Below are 18,879 nucleotides of genomic sequence, written 5' to 3' on the forward strand. Positions count from 1 at the left end.
GGCCAGCGTACGGGTGAGCGCGTCGCGCGCCGCCGTGTCCCGGAGGGGCGTGGTGATCGGGTGGCCATCGCGGCCGCTACCGTGAGTACGAGTTGCGTCGTTTTGTGCGTCGATTGGCGGTCTGATGCGGACAGTTGTTGTCCTGTTCACGCGCGACCTGCGGGTGCACGACAACCCGGCCCTGCACGCCGCCTGCGCGATGGTGGACCAGGTGGTGCCGCTGTTCGTGCTGGACCCGCGGATCCGCGCCGGCGCGCACCGGCACCGCTACCTGGCCGGGGCGCTCGCCGACCTGCGCGGGTCGCTGCGCGAGCGCGGCGGCGACCTCGTCATCCGGCACGGTGACCCGGTCACCGAGGCGGTCCGGGTCGCGCGTGCGGCGGGCGCGTTCGGCATCGGCCTGGCCGCCGACGCCAGCCGGTATGCCGCGGACCGCCAGCGCCGCCTCGCCACCGCCTGCGCGCGGGAGCGGCTCGCGCTCAAGCTCTTCGACGGGGTGAGCGTGGTGCCGCCCGGTGCCCTGCGACCCAGCGGCGGCGGCGACCACTACAAGGTGTTCACCCCGTACTGGCGGGCCTGGCAGGCGTACCCGCGTAGGGCCGAACTGCCGGCACCACGCCGCATCGCGCTGCCGCCGGGCCTGGCGCCGGGCGAGCTGCCCGACCACGACGTACCCGGTGGCGAAACCGTGGCGCGGCACCGGCTCGCGGCCTGGCGACCCGCGGCCGCCGATTACGCCGACCGGCACGACGACCTGGCCGGCGACGGCACCTCCCGGCTCAGCGCCGCCCTGCACTTCGGCTGCCTGTCCCCGGTCACCGCCGCGTCCGTCGGCGTGGAGCCGTTCGTGCGCCAGCTGTGCTGGCGGGACTTCTACCACCAGGTGCTCGCCGCCTTTCCCGACCTGCCCGACAAGCCGTACCGGCCCGGTGTCACCGAGCAGTGGCGGCACGACCCGGCGGCGCTGGACGCCTGGCGGCATGGGCGCACCGGCGTACCGGTCGTCGACGCCGGCATGCGGCAGCTGGCCGCCGAGGGCTTCCTGCACAACCGCGCCCGGCTGATCACCGCCGCGTACCTGACCAAGCACCTGGCACTCGACTGGCGCGAGGGCGCCCGCTGGTACGCCGAACGGCTGCTGGACGCCGACGTCGCCAACAACTGCGGCAACTGGCAGTGGGTCGCCGGCACCGGCAACGACACCAAGCCGTACCGCCGGTTCAACCCGGTCCGGCAGGCGCACCGCTTCGACCCGGACGGCACCTACGTACGCCGCTGGCTGCCGGAGCTGGCCGGCGTGCCGGGCCCCGCTGTGCACGAGCCGTGGCGGCTGCCCGACCCGCGGCGCCTGGACTATCCGCCGCCCATCGTGGACGGTGGATCGCATGGCTGAGCATGTGGTCGTGATCGGCGCCGGCCTCTACGGTGCGGCGGTGGCGCACTCGTTGGCCCGGCGCGGCGCCCGGGTCACCGTCGTGGACGGCGGTGTGCCCGCGGGCGGCACCTCCGGCGCGACGTTCTCGTGGACCAACTCCTGCGGCAAGCAGCCGCGCAGCTACCACGACCTGAGCGTCGCGGGCATGGCGGCGCACCGCGACCTGGCGGCCGGCGTGCCGCACAGCGACTGGTACCACGAGGGCGGCAACCTGGAGTGGGCCGCCGACGAGCAGGGCCGCGAAGAGTTGCGCCAGAAGGTCGCGGGCGTCCTCGACTACGGGTACGAGGCGCGCTGGCTCACCCGGGCGGAGGCGGTCGCCCTCGAACCCGACCTCGACCCGGCCGCGCTGCCCGCCGACGGGATCGCCTCGTATCCGCGCGAGGGCTGGATCGAGCCGACCCGCCTGATCGCCCACCTGCTCGCCCGTGCGGTCACCGCCGGCGCCGAGCTGATCCGCCACGACGCGGTCACCGGCCTGGAGCTGGCCGCCGGCGCGGTCCGCGCGGTCCGGCTCGCCTCCGGACGGCAGGTGGCCGCCTACGCGGTGGTGAACTGTGCGGGCCCCCAGGCCGCCCGGATCGCCGAGCTCGCCGGCCTGGTCCTGCCGATGCGCAACACCCGCGGCGTGCTCGTCTACACCTCGCCGGCCGCGGTCGCCGTGTCCCGCGTCGTGCACGCCCCGCACGTCCACCTCCGTCCGGACGGCGCCGGGCTGCTGCTGCTGCACCACCCCGACACGGACGGCGCCGACGAGCAGACGGCCGCGGCACGGGTGCTGGCCGCCGGCCGGACGCTCTACCCGGGCATCCGGGACGCGGGCGTGGAAAGCGTCCGGGTGGCGCGGCGGCCCATCCCCGGCGACGGCCTGCCGGTGCTGGGCCGGGTGGCCGACCTACCCAACTTCCACTTCGCCGTCTCGCACAGCGGCGCGACCCTCTGCCTGCACGCCGGTGACCTGGTCGCCGCCGAGGCGCTCGGCGAGGACCGGGACGCGGCCCTGTCCGCGTTCCGCTTCGAGCGCCTCGCGGCGCATGCTGGCGGTTTTCGATCCGTCGATCCCGGGTAGCGAAGGGGGCATGCGTACCCCAGTACTGGCGACCCTCGCGGTGGTGGCCGCCGGCGTGACCGCGGCCGGCTGCGAAATCCCCGACCCGGCGGGCTCGTCGCCCAGCGCCAGCCCGTCCGCCACCACGACGCCCGCGCCCGCCGCCACCGGCACCGCGGCGCCGTGCCTGACCGGCTCGTGGACCAGCACCGAGGCGCGCGGATCGGCCAGCGGCGGCGGCGCGAGCGCCACCCTCAGCGGTGGCAGCGGCGTCGCGGTCACCATCGGCGCGAACGGCGCCGTGACCGCCGACTTCGCCCAGATGCGACCGGTGGACTTCGCCGCCCAGGTCGGCGGCGCCGACGTCAAGGGCCAGTTCACGTACGCCGGCCGGGTGGCCGGGACCGTCCGCACCGGAGCCGGCCAGACGGGTACGTGGGAGCCCGTCCCGCCGGTGGAGTGGGGCGACACCCGGCTGACCGTCGAGCTGACCGAGCCGCTGCGGCTGCGGGTCTTCGACAACGTGCGGATCGGCGACTACCTCGGCGACGGGGCCGGCGACACCGGCAACGTCGTGGACGTCGACCCGTTCCTGGGCAAGGGCACGTACGAGTGCCGGGCCGGCACGCTGATCCTCGCACCGGCCGACGACAGCGGCATCACCTGGACCCTGACCCGCGCCTAACCCCTGCCGCCCCCTGCCGCTCCGCTCCGCCCCACGCCGCTCCGCCCCGCCCCGCTCCGCGGCGATCAAGGACTTTCGCGTCGATCAAGGGCAAACGGTCGTGGAAAAGAGATCAAAGCACGGCCATATGCCCTTGATCGGCGCGGAAAGCCTTGATCGGCGCGCCGCGGGGGCGGCGCGGGGCGGCGCCAGGGGGCAGGTCGAGCACGGGTGCGCCGGTGATGGCGGGGTGGGCGGCCGAGGAACCGGGCACGCCTTCCACCGGACCACCCCCACCGAGGTCGACGGCGCCACAGCCGCTGAGGACCATGCCGAGCAGGAGCAGCGAAGCGGGACGTCGCACGGGTGGACCTCCTACTCGAAGCGCATCGTGTGGTGGCGGGTCGCCACGTCCATCAGCGGCCAGGTGAGCGTGCACACGGCGAGCACCGCGAGCACGCCGCCGCCGAGTGCGAGGAAGAAGCCGGCGCCGGGCAGCCGCCAGGCGTCCGGGTTGATGACGTACTGGATGGCCATGGCGGTGAGCATCGCGCCCAGCACGGTGACCACCAGCGGCACGGCGGTCTCCAGCATGGCGATGCGGCGCAGTTCGCCGAGGCGTACGCCGGAGGCGCGCAGCAGCGCGAACGGGCGCCGGCGCTCCATCAGCCCGGCCACCACCGCGACGGTCAGGCTGCATGCCGCCACCAGCAGCACGAACGCCAGGACGAGCGCTAGCCCGTTGCCCGCCCCGTCCAGCTCCCAGTCCGGGTCGTACGTCCACTCTGGAGCGGTGCGGGCCAGCGCGTACGGCGCGGCGGCCGCGGCGGCGGTGCGTACCCGCTCCCGGGCCGCGGTGCTGCCGTCGGTGGGCACGTAGATGGCGTGGATCGGGAGGCTCTGGTCGCCCGGCTCGGGCTCGGCGTACCCGGTGGACGGCAGGTCGACCGGATGGGAGCCGGCCGCCAGCCGGGCCGGCAGCGGGCAGGTCAGCGCGCTGACCCGGGCCAGGTCGGCGCAGCGGACGACGAGCTGGCCGCCCGGGCGGACCCGCGCCACCACGGCGTCCGCGGTCGCCAGGGGTGTCAGCGCGGCGTCCGGCGCGCCGCGCGTCTCGATGGCGACCACGCCGGGGTCGAGCACCGGCCGGGCGCCGGCGTCCACATCGGGCGTCTCGGTCGCGCCCAGCGTCACCGCGAACACCGCGACCGCCACCCCGCCGACCGCACGGAACGTCGTGTACGGGTCGGACGCGATCCGGTGCGCCGCGATCAGCGTGGTGGCGCGGCGGCTGAGCCGGGCCATCCCGCGGCTGACCCACATGCACGCCCACGGGCCGGCGAGCACCAGACCGACCAGGATGGACAGTGGCGAGCCGACGCCGAGCACCAGCGCGGTCAGCTGGGCCGTTTCGTCGTCGACGCTGCGGTTCGCCAGCACGATCCCCAGGGTGCCGGCGGCGATCGGGATGAGCCGCCAGCCCTGCGGCGGCCGGGGGCGCCGGCGCCGGCGGGCGCCCAGCGGAGTGATCCGCACCCGGTGCAGCGAGACCAGGGTGGTGGCCACCGCGACGAGCGGCATCCCGGCCAGTACCAGCGCGAGCTGCCAGGCCGGCGCGGTGAGGTCGTCGGCGAAGAACAGGGTGCCGTCCATCGTCACCTGCCGTGTCGCGACCGCGCGCAGCGCGAGGAAGCCGCCCCAGCCCAGCCCGGCCCCGACGATCGCCGCGAGGGCGGTCTCGGTGGCGGCGAGCACGCCGGTCTGCCCCTGCGTCGCCCCGGCCAGCCGGATCGCGGCGAACCGCTGCTCGCGCCGGGCCGCGCCGACCCGGGTGACCGTGGCGACGAAGACCACCACCGGGCCGACCATCAGCACGGTCACCAGGATGATCATCACCTGGATGATGCCGCGCAGGTCGATGACGTCGCCCGGCTGCTCGATGCCGCGGATCTCGTACGCGCCGGCCGTGTCGCGCAGCTGCTGCGGCGTACGGCCGACGACGGCGACCAGCTCCTCCGGGGAGATCAGCCCGTCCGGCCCGATCGTGCCGGTCACCTGTCCGGGGAATCGGTCGCGCAACTGGTCGTCCGGCACGCGACGGATCAGCTCGGCCAGCTCCGGCGAGACCGCCACCTCACCGGGGCCGGGCAGCCGGTCCAGGCCGGGCGGCACCGGCGGGCGCGGTCCGAGCGCGGCCACCTGGATGCGGATGACCTGCCGGCCGTCGTACCAGTCGGTGACGGGCAGCCACAGCGCCGGATCGGGTGCGGTCGGCGCGCTCGCCGCGGACGTGCGGTGCCAGGCCAGGCGGTCGATGCGGCCCTGCATCGCGGGCAGCGTGGCGAGGCTGAGCAGCAGCAGGACCACGCCGACCGCCACGCCGCCGGCCATCAGCACCATCCGGGCGGTGCTCTCCCGGCCGCCCGCGAAGGCGATCCGGACCCCGAGCGCGAGCGTCCGCACCGCCGTTCACGTTCCCCGTGCCGGCACCGCCGCCGGGTACGCGACGCGCCCGTCCCGTACCGTGATGCAGCGGTCGGCGTAGGCCGCGACCCGCGCCTCGTGGGTGACCACGATGACGCCGGCGCGCGCCGCCTTCGCCACGTCGACCAGCAGCTCCATGACCGTGTCGGCGGCGACCGAGTCGAGCGCGCCGGTGGGCTCGTCGGCGAAGACCAGCCGCGGGCCGGCGACCAGCGCCCGGGCGATCGCGGCGCGCTGGGCCTGGCCGCCGGACAGCTCGCCGGGCAGCCCGTAGGCCACCGGGTCCAGGCCCAGCCGGGTCAGCCACCGCCAGGCGGTGTCCACCGCGGCCCGGCGCTTGTGCCCGCCCAGCAGCAGCGGCAGCGCGACGTTTTCCAGCACCGGCAGCTCAGGCACCAACTGTCCGAACTGGAACACGAAGCCGAACTCGGTGCGCCGCAACTGGGCGCGTCGCTTGTCCGGCATCAGGTCGAGCCGGCTGCCGTCGTACGTCACCTCGCCGGCGTCCGGGGTCAGGATGCCGGCCAGGCAGTGCAGCAGGGTGGACTTGCCCGACCCGCTGGGCCCGATCACCGCGAGCACCTCGCCGGCCTTCAGTTGGACGTCCACCCCGCGCAGCGCCGGGGTCGGGCCGAAGCTCTTGCGCAGCCCGTGCGCGTGTAGCAGCGGGCTCATAGCTGTATCTCCTCGGCCAGGGTGCCCAGCCGCCCGGCGGCGTGGTCGATCCAGCGCAGGTCGGCCTCGATGTGGAAGAGCTGGTAGTCGATGAGCAGCGCGTCCTGCGGTGCGGCGGTGCGCCGGGCGGCGGTCAGCTCGCGCATGGCCGCCAGGTGGCGGTCGCGCTGGCTGTCCAGAAAGGACTCGGCGGAACGGCCGGACAGCAGGGCCAGCGCCACCTTCTGGAAGAGCACGGCTTGCAGTTGGGGCTGCGGATCCTCCGGCTCGGACAGCCAGCGCTCCAAGTCGGTCACCCCCTCCGCCGTTATCGAGTAGCGCTTGCGCTCCGGTCCGGCGCCGGCCTCCACGCCGGAGACCTCGATCAGGCCGTCGCGCTGGAGCTGGGCCAGCGTGCGGTAGACCTGACCGAACCGCACCGGGCGGGATCCGCCGAACCGGCGGTCGTACGACTGCTTGAGGTCGTAGCCGTGTCGTTCGGCCTCCTCGAGCAGGCCCAGCAGCGCGTACCCCACGGTCATGACCCAGGACTATACCCGTCGGGTATACCCGACGGGAAGAGCGCCCCGCCGTCTGGGTACTCGCTTTGCTCTGTCCCGCCGCCGGCGCCGGCCCGTACGGTTCGGCCACTTTCTTTCGCAGGAGGTGCGGCCGTGCGGACCAAGAAAACCATCGCGACTTTCTTGAGCGTCGTGGTCATCGGCCCGGTGGCCGCCGTGGTGGGGGAGCCGCCCGCGCCGGCCAGCGCCGCCGCACCCTGCGACGCGGTGTCCTACGGGTACGACGCGGCCGGCCGGCTGGCCGGCGCGGCGGATCCGGACGGGCGGGCGGTCCGGTACGGCTACGACGCGGTGGGCAACACCACCGCGGTCGAGAACCTCGGCGCGCCCGCCGTCTCGGTACGCGCGCTGGTGCCCGCGCACGGGCCGGCCGGCACGCCGGTGACGATCACCGGCGGGTGCTTCTCCGCCACCCCGGCGCAGAACGAGGTGCGGTTCAACGGCGAGCCGGCCACGGTGACGTCGGCGTCGCCGTACCGGCTGGTCGCCACCGTCCCGGCCGGCGCCACCACCGGCGCCGTCACGGTCAGCGTCGCCGGCCAGACGGCGACCGGCCCGGAGCCGTTCACCGTGGACAGTGGGCCCGCGGGCCCGAGCATCGCCGCGGTCTCCCCGGCGGTGGTCGCCGCCGGCGGCACGCTCACGGTCACCGGCGCCGGCTTCGCCGCCGAGCGCATCCACAACAGCGTGACGATCGGGCAGGTCGCGGCCGCGACCCAGGCGGCGGCCGCCGGGTCGTTGACCGTGCAGGCGCCGCTCAGCGCCAGCTCCGGCCGGCTCCGGGTCCGTACGCCGACCGGGCGCGCCGACAGCACGACCGACGTGTTCGTGGCGCCGTCGCCGTACGCCGCCACCGACGTGGTGTACACCGGCCGCACCGCGGTGGGCACCGCCCGGACCGTCACGATCGGCACCGCCGGCGACATCGGCATGCTGCTGGTCGACCTCGCCGAGGGCCAGCGGGTCAGCACCACCCTGTCCGCCGGCACGTTCCCGTCCTGCGGCTTCGCAGCCAAGCTCCTGGACCCGTACGGCCGGCGGATCAGCGAGGTCAGCTGCCTGTCCACGACCGGCTACCTGGACTCGGTCACCGCGCGGGTGGCCGGCACGTACACGCTGCTGATCACGGCCGGCGGCACCGTCACCGGCGCGGTCACCGCGCTCTTCACGCAGGTGACCGCGGACGTCACCGCCGCCACCACGGCCGGCGGCGCCCCGGTCACGCTCACCACCACCGCGCCCGGCCAGAACGCCGTGGTGACCTTCCCCGGCACCGCGGGCCAGCGGGTCGCGGCCATGATCAGCGGCACCTCGTTCAACAACTACGACCGCGCGAACGCGTACCTGCGGCGGCCCGACGGCGTGGTGATGTCCCGCCTCACCTGCGGCACCGGGTGCTTCTTCGAGGCCGCGGTGCTGCCCGTCGAGGGCACCTACAGCCTGGTGTACGACCTGACCGGCACCAACGCCGGCCCGATGACGGCTCAGGTCTACGCCGTCCCGCCGGACGTCGCGGCGAGCACGACGCCGGGCGGTGACCCGGTCCGGGTGACCACCGTAGCCGGGCAGAACGCGGTCGTCTCCTTCCCCGGCACGGCCGGCCAGCGCATCTCGGTCAACTTCACCGCCAGCGCGTACCCGGGCTTCTACGGCGCGATGACCGCCGTGCTGCGCCGGCCCGACGGCAGCACGATCACCAGCGCCTGGTGCAACACCGGCTGCTTCTTCGACACCACCGCGCTGCCCGCCGACGGCACCTACACCGTCGTGGTCGATCCGGCCACCAAGGAGATCGGCGCGATCACCCTTCAGGTGTACGCCGTGCCGGCCGACCCGACGCCGGTCCTCACCCCGGGCGGCGACCCGGTCGCTGTCACGCTCACCACGCCGGGGCAGAACGCGGTGCTGTCCTTCGCCGGGACCGCCGGCCAGCGGATCGCCGTACGCCTGGAGGGCGGCGCGTTCGGCGGCAGCAACAACGTCGACGCGTACCTGCGCCGGCCGGACGGCACCACGCTCGCCTCGAAGTGGCCGTGCGGCGTGGAGTGCTTCATCGACACCCTCGCGCTGCCGGTCGACGGCACGTACACCGTGCTGGTCAACCCCGCCGGCCCGCTGACCGGGTCGGTGCAGGTACGGGTGTACCAGGTGCCGGCCGACCTCACCGGCACCATCACACCCGGCGGCGACCCGGTCACGGTCACCGTGGCCGCGCCGGGCCAGAACGCGGTGCTCTCGTTCGCCGCGACCGCTGGCCAGCGGGTCTCGGTCAAGTTCAGCGGCGGCACGTTCAACCCGTACTACACGCTCGACGCGTACCTGCGCCGGCCGGACGGCAGCACGATCACCAGCGCCTGGTGCGGGACCACCTGCTACTTCGACGCGGCGACGCTGACCGTCGACGGCACCTACACGCTGCTGCTCAACCCGGCCACGTACTACACCGGATCGGTCACCGTGCGGATGAACGCGGTGCCGCCCGACGACGCCGCGACCGCGGTGGTGGACGGCCCGCCGGTGACCGTCACGGCGACCGTGCCGGGCCAGAACATGCTGGTCTCCTTCGCCGGCACCGCCGGCCAGCGCGTCTCGATCCGGTTCACCGGCGGCACGTTCGCCACCTACTACGCGGTGGAGGCGTATCTGCGCCGGCCGGACGGCAGCACGATCACCAGCGCCTACTGCGGGACCACGTGCTTCTTCGACGCCACCGTGCTGCCGGTCGACGGCACGTACTCCCTCTTCATCAACGCCGGCGGCGAGAACCTCGGCTCGGTCACCGTCCAGTTGTACGGCGTACCGCCGGACGCGGCGGCGGCGACCACGGTCAACGGGGCCGCGGTGACCGTCACCACCACGGTCATGGGCCAGAACGCCGTGGTGTCCTTCCCCGGCACCGCCGGCCAGGCGGTGACGGTCCGCTGCACCGCCGGCACGTACGGGGCCAACCACTACGTCACCGCGTACCTGCGGCGGCCGGACGGCACCACGCTGGCCAGCGGCTGGTGCGGGATCAGCGGCAACCTGGCCACGGTGACGCTGCCGGTCGCCGGCACGTACACCATCCTGGTCAACCCGGACTCGACCAACCTGGGCAGCTCCACGGTCGCGGTGACCAGCACGACCGCCGCCGCCGCGGTGACCGCGGCCGCCCCGGCGGTGCTGAGCGCGCCGGCCGTCTCGGCGCAGGAGCGGGCCCTGCAGCGCCGCCCGCGCGCCGCCGCGCCACCACCGGACCGGTCCGAGACCTGGGTACCCGACCGGTTCAACCTGGCCGGCGCGGACTGGCGCAGCCACCGGGCCGACGCGCAGGCCAAGACCGGCCGCCCGGCCCTGCCCGCGCCCGCCGGCAGCACCGGGGTCTCCGGCGAGGTGCTGCTCCTCAACGGCGGACCGCTGCCCGGCGCGACCCTCCACATCGGACGCCGCGCCGTGCGCAGCGACGACACCGGCCGGTTCCTGCTGACCGGGCTGGCCGCCGGGCACCACGTGCTGGTGATCGACGGGTCGACGGCCAACACCCCGGGCCGGTCGTTCGGGCGGTACGAGGTCGGCGTCGACGTGTCCGCCGGGCGGGTGCAGGCGCTGCCGTACCCGATCTGGATGACCCGGCTGGACACCGCGCACGCGGTGCGGATCCCGTCGCCGACCACGAAGGCCCAGACCGTCCTGACCACCCCGCTGATCCCCGGCTTCGAGGTGCGCCTGCCGCGCGGGTCGGTGGTCACCGACCGGCAGGGCAAGCCGGTCACCGAGCTGTCGATCACGCCGATCCCGGTGGACCAGCCGCCGTTCCCGCTGCCGCACGGCGTGCAGACCCCGGCGTACTTCACCGTCCAGCCGGGCGGCGCGGTGATCCTGCCCAAGGGCGCCCAGGTCGTCTACCCCAACACCCAGGGGCTGGCGCCCGGCACCCGGCTGGACTTCTGGGACTACGACCCGCAGCGGGTGCCGTGCCGACCGGCGCCGGTCAAGTCGTACCCGCGCAAGACGGCGGCCCGGCCCGCCACCGCACCGCCGGCGTGCGCGGCGACCGGCGCGGAGGCCGGCTGGTACGTCTACGGCCGCGGCACCGTCAGCGCGGACGGCAAGCAGGTCGTGCCCGACCCCGGCGTACGGGTGTGGGAGTTCACCGGGGCGATGTTCAACGGCAGCGGCATGCGCCCGGCCGGCGAGGGCCCCGACGAGGACGGCGCCAGCGGCGGCGACCCGGTCGACCTGGGCAGCGGCCTGTTCGTCGAGACGCACACCGACCTGGTGGTGCCCGACGTCATGCCGATCTCCGTCACCCGCACCTACCGGCCGCAGGACGCCGCGATGCGCGCCTTCGGCCTCGGCACCAACTTCACCTACGGCGTGTTCCTGCACTCCCAGCACGAGTACACCGAGGTGGACCTGGTCTTCCCGGACAGCGCGAAGGTCCACTATGTCCGGACGAGCCCGGGCACCTCCTGGTCCGACGCGGTGTTCGGCGCCGTCGACACCACCGGCCCGTTCCGCAACAGCACCATCCGCTGGAACGGCAACGGCTGGGACCTGGCCAGCGCCGACGGCACCACGTACGTGTTCGGCGAAAACGCGCCCCTGCAAGCGATCCGGGACCGCAACGGCAACCAGATCACCATCACCCGCTCCTCCGGCGGCCAGTCCGGCAACATCACCCAGATCACCTCGCCCGGCGGCCGGTGGATCCGGCTGAGCTACGACTCAGGCAACCGGGTCGTCCAGGCCACCGACAGCGGCGGCCGGATCGTCCGCTACGCGTACGACGCGCGCGGCCGGCTCACCCAGGTCACCACGCCCGGCGGCCGCGCCACCGGCTACGGGTACGACGCGAGCGACCGGATGACCACCATCACCGACCCGCGCGGCATCACCTACCTGACCAACTCCTACGACGCCGCCGGGCGGGTACAGACCCAGGCCCTGGCCGACGGGTCCACGTACCAGTTCGCCTACACCACGGACGCGAGCGGCGCCGTCACGAAGGCCGCCGTCACCGACCCGGAAGGCGTGGTCAGCGAGACCGAGTTCGACGCCCGTGGGCGGATGGTGGCGCAGACGCTGGCCGCCGGCACGCCCCTGCAACGGCGGGCCACCGTGGCCCGGGACCCGTCCACCCACCAGCCCGCGACCATCACCGACCCGTACGGGCGGGTCACCACGTACGCGTACGACGAGCGCGGCAACCCCGTCGAGGTCACCGAGCGGGCCGGCACGCCGGACGCCCGGACCGTCCGGTTCAGCTACGGCGGCTGGTACGACCAACCCCTGACGGTCACCGACCCGCTCGGCCACACCACCCGCTACACGTACGACCCGGCCGGCAACCTGACCGCCGTCACCGACCCGGCCGGGCGCACCAGCCGCTCCGGGTACGACGGCGCCGGGCAGCGCACCACGTACACCGATCCGCTCGGCAACATCACCACGTACACGTACGACGCCGGCGACCTGGTGGCCGCCACCGACCCGCTCGGCCGCACCCTGCGCGCCCACCTGGACGCCGTCGGCCGGCCCGTCGCGGTCACCGACCCCATGGGCGCCACCACGTCGGTGCGGTACGGCCCGGACAACGAGGTGCTGTCCGCGACCGACCCGCTGGGCGGCACCACCACGTACGCGTACGACGGCAACGGCAACCTGGTCCGGCTCGTGGACGCCCGCGGCAACGACAGCGCCTTCACGTACGACGCGCAGGACCGGACGGCGACCGCGGTCGACGCGCTGGGCAACACCGCCCGGTACGCGTACGACCGGCTGGGCCGGCTCACCGGCTTCACCGACCGGCGCGGCACGGTGGCGGCGTTCGGCTACGACGCCCTCGGCCGCACCACCCGGGCCCGGTACGGCGTCGACGGCGCCACCCAGGAGTCCACAGTCGACTACCGCTACGACGCCGTCGACCGGCTGTCCGAAGTGGACGACACCAGCGGCGGGCTGCTGCGCTACGGCTACGACGCGTACGACCGGGTCGTCGCCGAGACCGGCCCGGACGGGACGGTCGGCTACCGGTACGACGCCGCCGACCGCCGGGTCGAGCTGACCGTGCCGGGCCAGCCGCCGGTCTCCTACGCGTACGACGACTCCGGCCTGGTCACCTCCGTGGCCCAGGGGGCGGCGACGGTCGCCTGGCAGCACGACGGCGCCGGCCGCGCCACCCGGATCAGCCGCCCCGGCGCGGTCGCCACGTACGCGTACGACGCCGCCAACCAGCTGTCCGCCATCGCGTACACCACCCCGGACGGGGACGGCATCGGCGACCTGCGCTACGGCTATGACCCGTCCGGTCGGATCGAGCAGATCACCGGCAGCCTGGCCCAGGTCACCATCCCGGCGTCCGGCCCCTCGGTCAGCTACGACGCCGACAACCGGATGACCAGCCGCGGCGGGCAGGCCCTGACGTACGACGCCGAGGGCAACCTGACCGGCGACGGCGCCAGCGCGTACACCTGGAACGCCCGCGGGCAGCTCGCCACCGCCGACGACGTCACCTACACGTACGACGCGGTCGGCCGCCGGGCCAGCCGCACCGTCGCCGGCGCCACCACCCGGTACCAGTACGACGGCACCAACCTGGTGCGGGAGCTGACCGGCGCGGGCGGGATCGCACGCTGGACCGGCGGGCCCGACCAGACCCTGCGGCGGGGCAGCGGTGCCGACGCCCGCACCCCGATCACCGACCACCTCGGCAGCACCCTCGCGCTCACCGACCCGGACGGGCAGATCGTCACCCGGTACGGCTACGACCCGTACGGCGCGGTCACCGCCTCCGGCGCGGACGACACCAACACCCAGCAGTACGCCGGCCGCGAGTACGACGCCGACGCCGGCCTGCTGCACAACCGGGCCCGCGACTACAGCCCCGCACTGGGCCGCTTCCTCAGCCAGGACCCCATCGGCCTGTCCGGCGGCACCACCAACCTCTACAACTACGCGTACTCCGACCCGATCAACCTGTCCGATCCGGACGGCCTGTGCCCGGTATGCGGGGCGGTGCTGCTCGCCGGCGGCGCCGGCGTGCTGGAGGGCTTCCTCATCGCCAAGCTCACCGGCCGCAAGTACACCTGGGGCGACGCCGCCACCGACTTCCTGCTCGGCGCCGCGTTCAGCGGGCTCGGCGCGGGCGCCGGCGCGCTGCTGCGCCGCGGCGGCGGGGCGTTGCGGCGGCTGGCCTCCGCCGCGCCGTGCAACTGCTTCCCGGCCGGCACGACGGTCTCCACAGAGGACGGTGCCGAACCCATCGAGGACGTCGAGGTCGGCGACAAGGTCTGGGCCCGCGACCTGGACACCGGCGAGAACCGGCTGCGCACCGTCACCGGGCTCTTCCAGCGGCCGGCCGAGGAGCTGCTCACCATCTCCACCGGCGACGCGACGGTGCAGGTCACCCCGCAGCACCCGTTCTGGGTGCCGGACCGGGGCTGGGTCGCCGCCGGCGAGCTGAAGGCGGGCGACCGCCTGCTCAGCCGGGACGGCACCACCCGCGCGATCACCGCGATCAGCCGGCGTACCGCCCAGGTGACCGTCTACAACTTCGAGGTCGCCGGCGACCACAACTACTACGTCACCGACGGCCAGCTGCTGGTGCACAACTGCGGCGGCCTGGTCAAGAAGACCGTCCGGGAGCTCCTCGACGCCCGGCCGAGTCATACCCTCGACCCCAGCAAGGGCAACCGGCTGCGCGGGCTGGACGACGACGACCTGCTCCGCTCCTTCAACCAGCCGTCCAGCGGCGAGCATGTCCTGCTGCGCGACGACGGTCTCATCGGGCAGGGGCACCACCGGATCAACGAGATCATCCGACGGGCCGGCGACCCGAAGAGCAGCATCACCTTGGACACCAAGGTCACGGTGGACACCTACATCTGGGACAAGAGCATGTTCCCGAACCTGTCGAAGTGAGCGACGTGGCTTCCCCAGTCGGCCGCCGGGCGGCGCTGCGCGGCGCCGGCGTACTCGCGATGGCGCTGGCCGGGCTCGGCGCGGCGGCACCCGTGGCGCGCGCCCCACGGCGGGCGTCCGCGCCGGCGGCCGGCGGGCTGCCGGACATCCAGTTCGACGTCGCCGCCTACTGCACGCCCGAGCACGACTCGGGCGCCGCCGGTGCGGTCGTCACCCCGCCGGTGCACACCGTCTTCCTGACCGCGACGCTGTCCCGCACGCCCGGGCCGGCGGACCAGGCCGAGCTGCGCCGCGTCCTGTCTACTTTGGAGGACCGGTACGCGTTCGGCGCGGCGGGGCTGATGACGTTCGTCTCCTATGGACTGCCGTACTTCGCCCGGCTGCCACCGGACCTGGTGGCGCGGGCGATGCCCCGGCTGCGCGCCGACCCGCGCCGGTACGTCCTGGAGGAGGCGGTGCCGGGGCCGACCGACGTGCCGGCGGCCACCAAGCGGCGCTTCAACGTCCCGGTCCGGATCGAGGGCAACGACCTGCTCCTCACCCTGCGCGGCGACCGCGCCACGGTGATCCAGGACGCGCTCGCCTGGATCCGCGGCAGCGACACGCTCGCCGGCCGCCACACGCCGTCGCCGGCCTTCGGCGACCTGCTCACGCTCACCTCCAGCCGGCACATGTTCACCCAGGCCGGGCTGCCACGCGCGGTGGCCGAGCAGAACACGCTGCCGTACGCCGGATTCATCCAGCCCGACTCTCCCATGTGGATGGGCTTCTCCGACCAGCAGGCGGGCGCCTCCGGCCCGCCGGCGATCTGCACCTTCGCCGGCCACCCGTCCGCCCGGCTGAGCACCGCCCGGCCCGGCGACTACTTCGACAACGGCGGCGTCCAGCACCTGTCCCACGTGATCCTGGACATGTTGCAGTACTACGACATGGCCTCGGCGACCACCCCGCCGAGCCCGAACGGTGGCTTCGGCAAACGGGTGCAGTACATGTTCCACGCCCCGCCCATCCACCCCGGCAGCGGCGACCGCCTCACTGACGGCGGCGGGCCGACCCTGCTGCCGGCCGAGAACCGCGGCCCGGACTACGCCGAGCGCACCGCCCGCGGCATCGGCCTGCCGGCGGGCGAACGCCGCATGGGCCACCTGTCCACCCTGCAACGCAGCTCCCGCGCCCCGGACGGCACGCCCATGCACATCCGGGTGGACGGTCCGGGCTTCGACGCGCTGGACGTGCCGGACGGCGGCAACCAGCCCAAGCTGCACTTCAGCGTCTTCGTACCCAGCGCCGACTTCTTCGCCACGATGCGGCGCAGCCAGGCGGCGGTCGACCTGGCCCGCAAGCACCGGGTGCCCGAGCACGACAACGGGCTGGAGCGCTTCATCACCTGCACCCGTCGGCAGAACTTCCTCGTACCGCCCCGTCGCCACCGCGCGTTTCCCCTGGTGGAGCTGGCCTAGCGCGGGCGATCCATGGGGAACGGTCGCTCGTTGACGACGCGCTTCATCACGATCGTCGAGGTGAGCCGCTGCACGCCGGGCAGCGTGGCGAGCTTTTCGTCGCGCAGCCGCTGGTACGCCGCGATGTCGGCGGTGGCGACGCGGACCAGGTAGTCGGGGTCGCCGAAGAGCCGCTCCGCGTGGCGTACCTCCGGAACTGTCGCCAGGCTGCGCTCGAACTCGGTGATCGTGCCGGCGTCCTCCCGGTCCATCGTCACCGACACCAGGACCTCGAAACCCAGGCCGAGCGCGGCGGGGTCGACGACGGCGCGGTAGCCGCGGATCACCCCGGAGCGCTCCAGCTCGCGCAGCCGCCGGTGGCACGGAGCCGGCGTGAGGCCGACCCGCTGGGCCAGCTCGGTGACGGTGAGGCGGCCGTCTGCCTCCAGCAGAGCAAGGATCTTTCTGTCGATCCGATCCATGCGCAAAACTCTATCTCAAATAGGCCATCGGGAGCACAAAATCGCCATATTCGTGCGGGCAAACTCGCCTATTCTCGCCCGATATGGAGCAGTTGCTCGCGTACCTGCCGATCGTCGCCGCGGCGTTCGGGATCCCCCAGTACCTGCCACAGATCATCAAGCTGCGGAGCACCGGCGACACCGCCGGCGTCTCCTGGTCGTGGGCGACGCTCACCAGCGTCAACAACGCGGCGTGGCTCGGCTACTTCGTCCTTTCCGGCTACTGGGCGGCGATGCTGCCGTCGTCCGCCGCCGCCCTGCTCGCCGGCGCGATCGCGGTGACGCTCGCCCGGCGGGGCAGCGCCACCTGGCCGGCCGCGGCGGTGATCTGCGGCTGGGCGGTGCTGCTCGTCGGGGCGTACGCCGCGTTCGGCCGGGCCGGGCTCGGCGCCCTGCTCACCGCGGCGTCCATCGTGCAGGTCACGCCGTCGCTGTGGACCGCCTACCGCACCACGCACCCCACCGGGCTCGCGTACGGCACCTGGCTCCTCATCCTCGGCGAGCTGTCCTGCTGGCTGACCTACGGGTTCTACCGGTCCGACCCGCGGCTGATCGTCCTCGGCGTCACCGGGGTCACCGCGGCCGTCCTCATGCTGACCCGCATCTGGCGTACCCGGGAAAGTCGGTTGCGGTCGATGATCGGGACACGCGAGGCTCGCCGGCGTGCGGATGCATGCCAACCAGCTGACCGTGTCCCCGCGGACGGTGCGTGAACTGGTCGACGACCAGTTCCCCAGTGGCGGGACCTGCCGATCAAGAGCGTCGACTCGCCGGGGACGGTCAACGCCATCTTCCGCGTCGGTGACCGGCTCGCGGCCCGGTTCCCGCTGGAACCCGCGGACGTCGAGTCGACGCGGCGGTGGCTGTCGACCGAGGCGGACGCGGCCCGCGAACTGTCCGGACGCACCCGGTTCCCCACCCCCGAACCGGTCGCGTTGGGTGCCCCCGGGGCGGGCTACCCGCTGCCGTGGTCGGTGCAGACCTGGCTGCCCGGCGTCGTGGCCACCGACGACGACCCGGGGAGTCGGAGGCGTTCGCGCACGACCTGGCCGAGTTCATCGGCGGGGTACGCGGGATCGACACGCGCGGCCGGACCTTCCGTGGCGGCGGGCGCGGGGGAGACCTGCGTGCCCACGACACCTGGATGGAGACCTGCTTCGAGCGCAGCGAGCGGTTCCTCGACGTACCGCTGCTACGTCGCATGTGGACGGTCCTGCGGGACCTGCCGCGCGGCCCGGTCCCGGACCTGATGACCCACGGCGACCTCATCCCCGGCAACGTGCTGGTATCCCGGGGACGGCTGGCCGGCGTACTCGACGTCGGTGGCCTGCGCGCGGCGGACCCGGCGCTGGACCTCGTGGGCGCCTGGCATCTGCTGGAGGACAGACCGCGGCGGGCGCTCCGCGCCGATCTCGGCTGCGACGACCTGGAGTGGGAGCGCGGCAAGGCGTGGGCGTTCCAGCAGTCGATGGGCGCGGTCTGGTACTACCACGAGAGCAACCCACCGATGAGCCGGATGGGCACGCGCACCCTGGCCCGCCTGGCCGCCGCCTGACCCCTCGGCCGCCGCGTGCGGCCCCGCGGCCGAGGCGCGCGGGCGCCGCGCCGCCGGGCACGCGATGCGCCGCCGCCCGCGGGCGCCGCGCCGCCCGGCGCCCGCGGCCGGGGCGGGGGTCTAGCGGGGGCCGCCCGGGGCCGCGCCCAGCTGGACCATGAGGTTCCCGATGTCCGGCAGACCCCAGTGCTCGGTGCACAGGCCGTCGCGGTAGCGGGTCACGTCGATGAAGTAGACGCTCACCTTGCGCCCCGTGGCCGGCACGCCGGCGAACTCGCCCTGGTGCGTACCGGTGAACCGCACCACGGTGGCGACCGTGTCGCCCTCGGCGATCTCGTGCTCGATCTCCACGTCCATGTCCGGGAAGGCCGCCAGCGCCTGCCCGATGAACTCCTTGGCGCCCTGCTTCCCGGTGTCCTGGCCGGGCGCGGGCGTGTGCTCCACAAAGTCGTCGCTGAGCAGTTCGTCGATCGCGTCGACGTTGCGGCGGCGGAAGACCTCGTCGAAGAAGTGGGTGTTGAGCTTCCTGAGTTCGTTGACGTTCATGGTGTCGCCCTCCTGTGCCCGGCGTCGCCGCTGGAGCGACGCCCCCCTCG

At 74.1% G+C, this 18,879-nt stretch carries 13 protein-coding genes; 7 read left to right on the top strand and 6 right to left on the bottom strand.

The annotated features are described in order from the left end of the window. The first annotated feature begins 124 nt into the window (after positions 1 to 124). Genes Prum_RS41630 through Prum_RS41640 form a run of 3 tightly spaced genes read left to right on the top strand, consistent with a single transcriptional unit; the run spans position 125 to position 3,168 of the window. Complete coding sequence (locus Prum_RS41630; protein WP_173082655.1) at positions 125 to 1,393, top strand: cryptochrome/photolyase family protein; 1,269 nt, start codon at positions 125 to 127, stop codon at positions 1,391 to 1,393. Then, positions 1,386 to 2,504: an NAD(P)/FAD-dependent oxidoreductase gene (locus tag Prum_RS41635; protein WP_173082656.1), complete on the top strand. Its 1,119-nt coding sequence runs from the start codon at positions 1,386 to 1,388 to the stop codon at positions 2,502 to 2,504. Before Prum_RS41630 ends, Prum_RS41635 begins: the two co-directional genes overlap by 8 nt. 10 nt (positions 2,505 to 2,514) lie before the next feature. After that, positions 2,515 to 3,168, top strand: coding sequence for a hypothetical protein (locus tag Prum_RS41640; protein ID WP_173082658.1), 654 nt, complete (start codon positions 2,515 to 2,517; stop codon positions 3,166 to 3,168). A 112-nt stretch (positions 3,169 to 3,280) separates the two neighbouring features. Here Prum_RS41640 and Prum_RS41645 read toward each other — a convergent pair whose 3' ends face one another. The 4 genes from Prum_RS41645 to Prum_RS41660 are packed head-to-tail and all read right to left on the bottom strand — an operon-like array spanning position 3,281 to position 6,827. Next, positions 3,281 to 3,511, bottom strand: coding sequence for a hypothetical protein (locus Prum_RS41645; protein ID WP_173082660.1), 231 nt, complete (start codon positions 3,509 to 3,511; stop codon positions 3,281 to 3,283). An 11-nt stretch (positions 3,512 to 3,522) separates the two neighbouring features. Then, positions 3,523 to 5,610: an ABC transporter permease gene (locus tag Prum_RS41650; protein WP_173082662.1), complete on the bottom strand. Its 2,088-nt coding sequence runs from the start codon at positions 5,608 to 5,610 to the stop codon at positions 3,523 to 3,525. 6 nt (positions 5,611 to 5,616) lie between these two features. Next, positions 5,617 to 6,306 (bottom strand): ABC transporter ATP-binding protein, encoded by a 690-nt coding sequence (locus Prum_RS41655; protein ID WP_173082664.1) that lies wholly within the window; start codon positions 6,304 to 6,306, stop codon positions 5,617 to 5,619. Beyond that, on the bottom strand, positions 6,303 to 6,827 hold the full coding sequence (locus Prum_RS41660) for a PadR family transcriptional regulator (protein ID WP_173082666.1): 525 nt from the start codon (positions 6,825 to 6,827) through the stop codon (positions 6,303 to 6,305). Before Prum_RS41660 ends, Prum_RS41655 begins: the two co-directional genes overlap by 4 nt. A gap of 132 nt (positions 6,828 to 6,959) precedes the next feature. On the opposite strand from Prum_RS41660, the gene Prum_RS41665 reads away from it, so the two are divergent. Together Prum_RS41665 and Prum_RS41670 are read left to right on the top strand one after the other, a co-directional pair. Continuing rightward, the gene (locus Prum_RS41665) at positions 6,960 to 14,768 is read left to right on the top strand and encodes an RHS repeat-associated core domain-containing protein (RefSeq protein ID WP_173082668.1); all 7,809 of its coding nucleotides are present in this window, start codon (positions 6,960 to 6,962) and stop codon (positions 14,766 to 14,768) included. Then, the gene (locus Prum_RS41670; protein WP_218577615.1) at positions 14,765 to 16,228 is read left to right on the top strand and encodes a DUF7405 family protein; all 1,464 of its coding nucleotides are present in this window, start codon (positions 14,765 to 14,767) and stop codon (positions 16,226 to 16,228) included. The genes Prum_RS41665 and Prum_RS41670 overlap by 4 nt, the downstream gene beginning before the upstream one ends. On the opposite strand, the gene Prum_RS41675 is transcribed toward Prum_RS41670, so the two are convergent. Further along, positions 16,225 to 16,689 (bottom strand): Lrp/AsnC family transcriptional regulator, encoded by a 465-nt coding sequence (locus tag Prum_RS41675; RefSeq protein WP_173082670.1) that lies wholly within the window; start codon positions 16,687 to 16,689, stop codon positions 16,225 to 16,227. The two genes, Prum_RS41670 and Prum_RS41675, sit on opposite strands and share 4 nt — an antisense overlap. 83 nt (positions 16,690 to 16,772) lie before the next feature. Between Prum_RS41675 and Prum_RS41680 the strand changes: the two genes are divergently transcribed. Next, positions 16,773 to 17,441: a PQ-loop domain-containing transporter gene (locus tag Prum_RS41680; protein WP_173082672.1), complete on the top strand. Its 669-nt coding sequence runs from the start codon at positions 16,773 to 16,775 to the stop codon at positions 17,439 to 17,441. Between the two features lie 146 nt (positions 17,442 to 17,587). Beyond that, the gene (locus Prum_RS41685; RefSeq protein WP_371871340.1) at positions 17,588 to 18,283 is read left to right on the top strand and encodes a phosphotransferase; all 696 of its coding nucleotides are present in this window, start codon (positions 17,588 to 17,590) and stop codon (positions 18,281 to 18,283) included. Between the two features lie 120 nt (positions 18,284 to 18,403). Here the strand turns inward: Prum_RS41685 and Prum_RS41690 are convergent, their stop codons facing one another. Next, the gene (locus Prum_RS41690) at positions 18,404 to 18,829 is read right to left on the bottom strand and encodes an ester cyclase (RefSeq protein WP_173082674.1); all 426 of its coding nucleotides are present in this window, start codon (positions 18,827 to 18,829) and stop codon (positions 18,404 to 18,406) included. Positions 18,830 to 18,879: the final 50 nt, after the last annotated feature.

Origin of the sequence: Phytohabitans rumicis, from assembly GCF_011764445.1 — a bacterium.
GTDB classification, from domain to species: Bacteria; Actinomycetota; Actinomycetes; order Mycobacteriales; family Micromonosporaceae; genus Phytohabitans; species Phytohabitans rumicis.

Coding starts and splice junctions, on each gene's coding strand:
- Prum_RS41675 (WP_173082670.1), bottom strand. CDS start 16,689: ATGGATCGGATCGACAGAAAGATCCTTGCTCTGCTGGAGGCAGACGGC.
- Prum_RS41660 (WP_173082666.1), bottom strand. CDS start 6,827: ATGACCGTGGGGTACGCGCTGCTGGGCCTGCTCGAGGAGGCCGAACGA.
- Prum_RS41655 (WP_173082664.1), bottom strand. CDS start 6,306: ATGAGCCCGCTGCTACACGCGCACGGGCTGCGCAAGAGCTTCGGCCCG.
- Prum_RS41640 (WP_173082658.1), top strand. CDS start 2,515: ATGCGTACCCCAGTACTGGCGACCCTCGCGGTGGTGGCCGCCGGCGTG.
- Prum_RS41680 (WP_173082672.1), top strand. CDS start 16,773: ATGGAGCAGTTGCTCGCGTACCTGCCGATCGTCGCCGCGGCGTTCGGG.
- Prum_RS41630 (WP_173082655.1), top strand. CDS start 125: ATGCGGACAGTTGTTGTCCTGTTCACGCGCGACCTGCGGGTGCACGAC.
- Prum_RS41635 (WP_173082656.1), top strand. CDS start 1,386: ATGGCTGAGCATGTGGTCGTGATCGGCGCCGGCCTCTACGGTGCGGCG.
- Prum_RS41690 (WP_173082674.1), bottom strand. CDS start 18,829: ATGAACGTCAACGAACTCAGGAAGCTCAACACCCACTTCTTCGACGAG.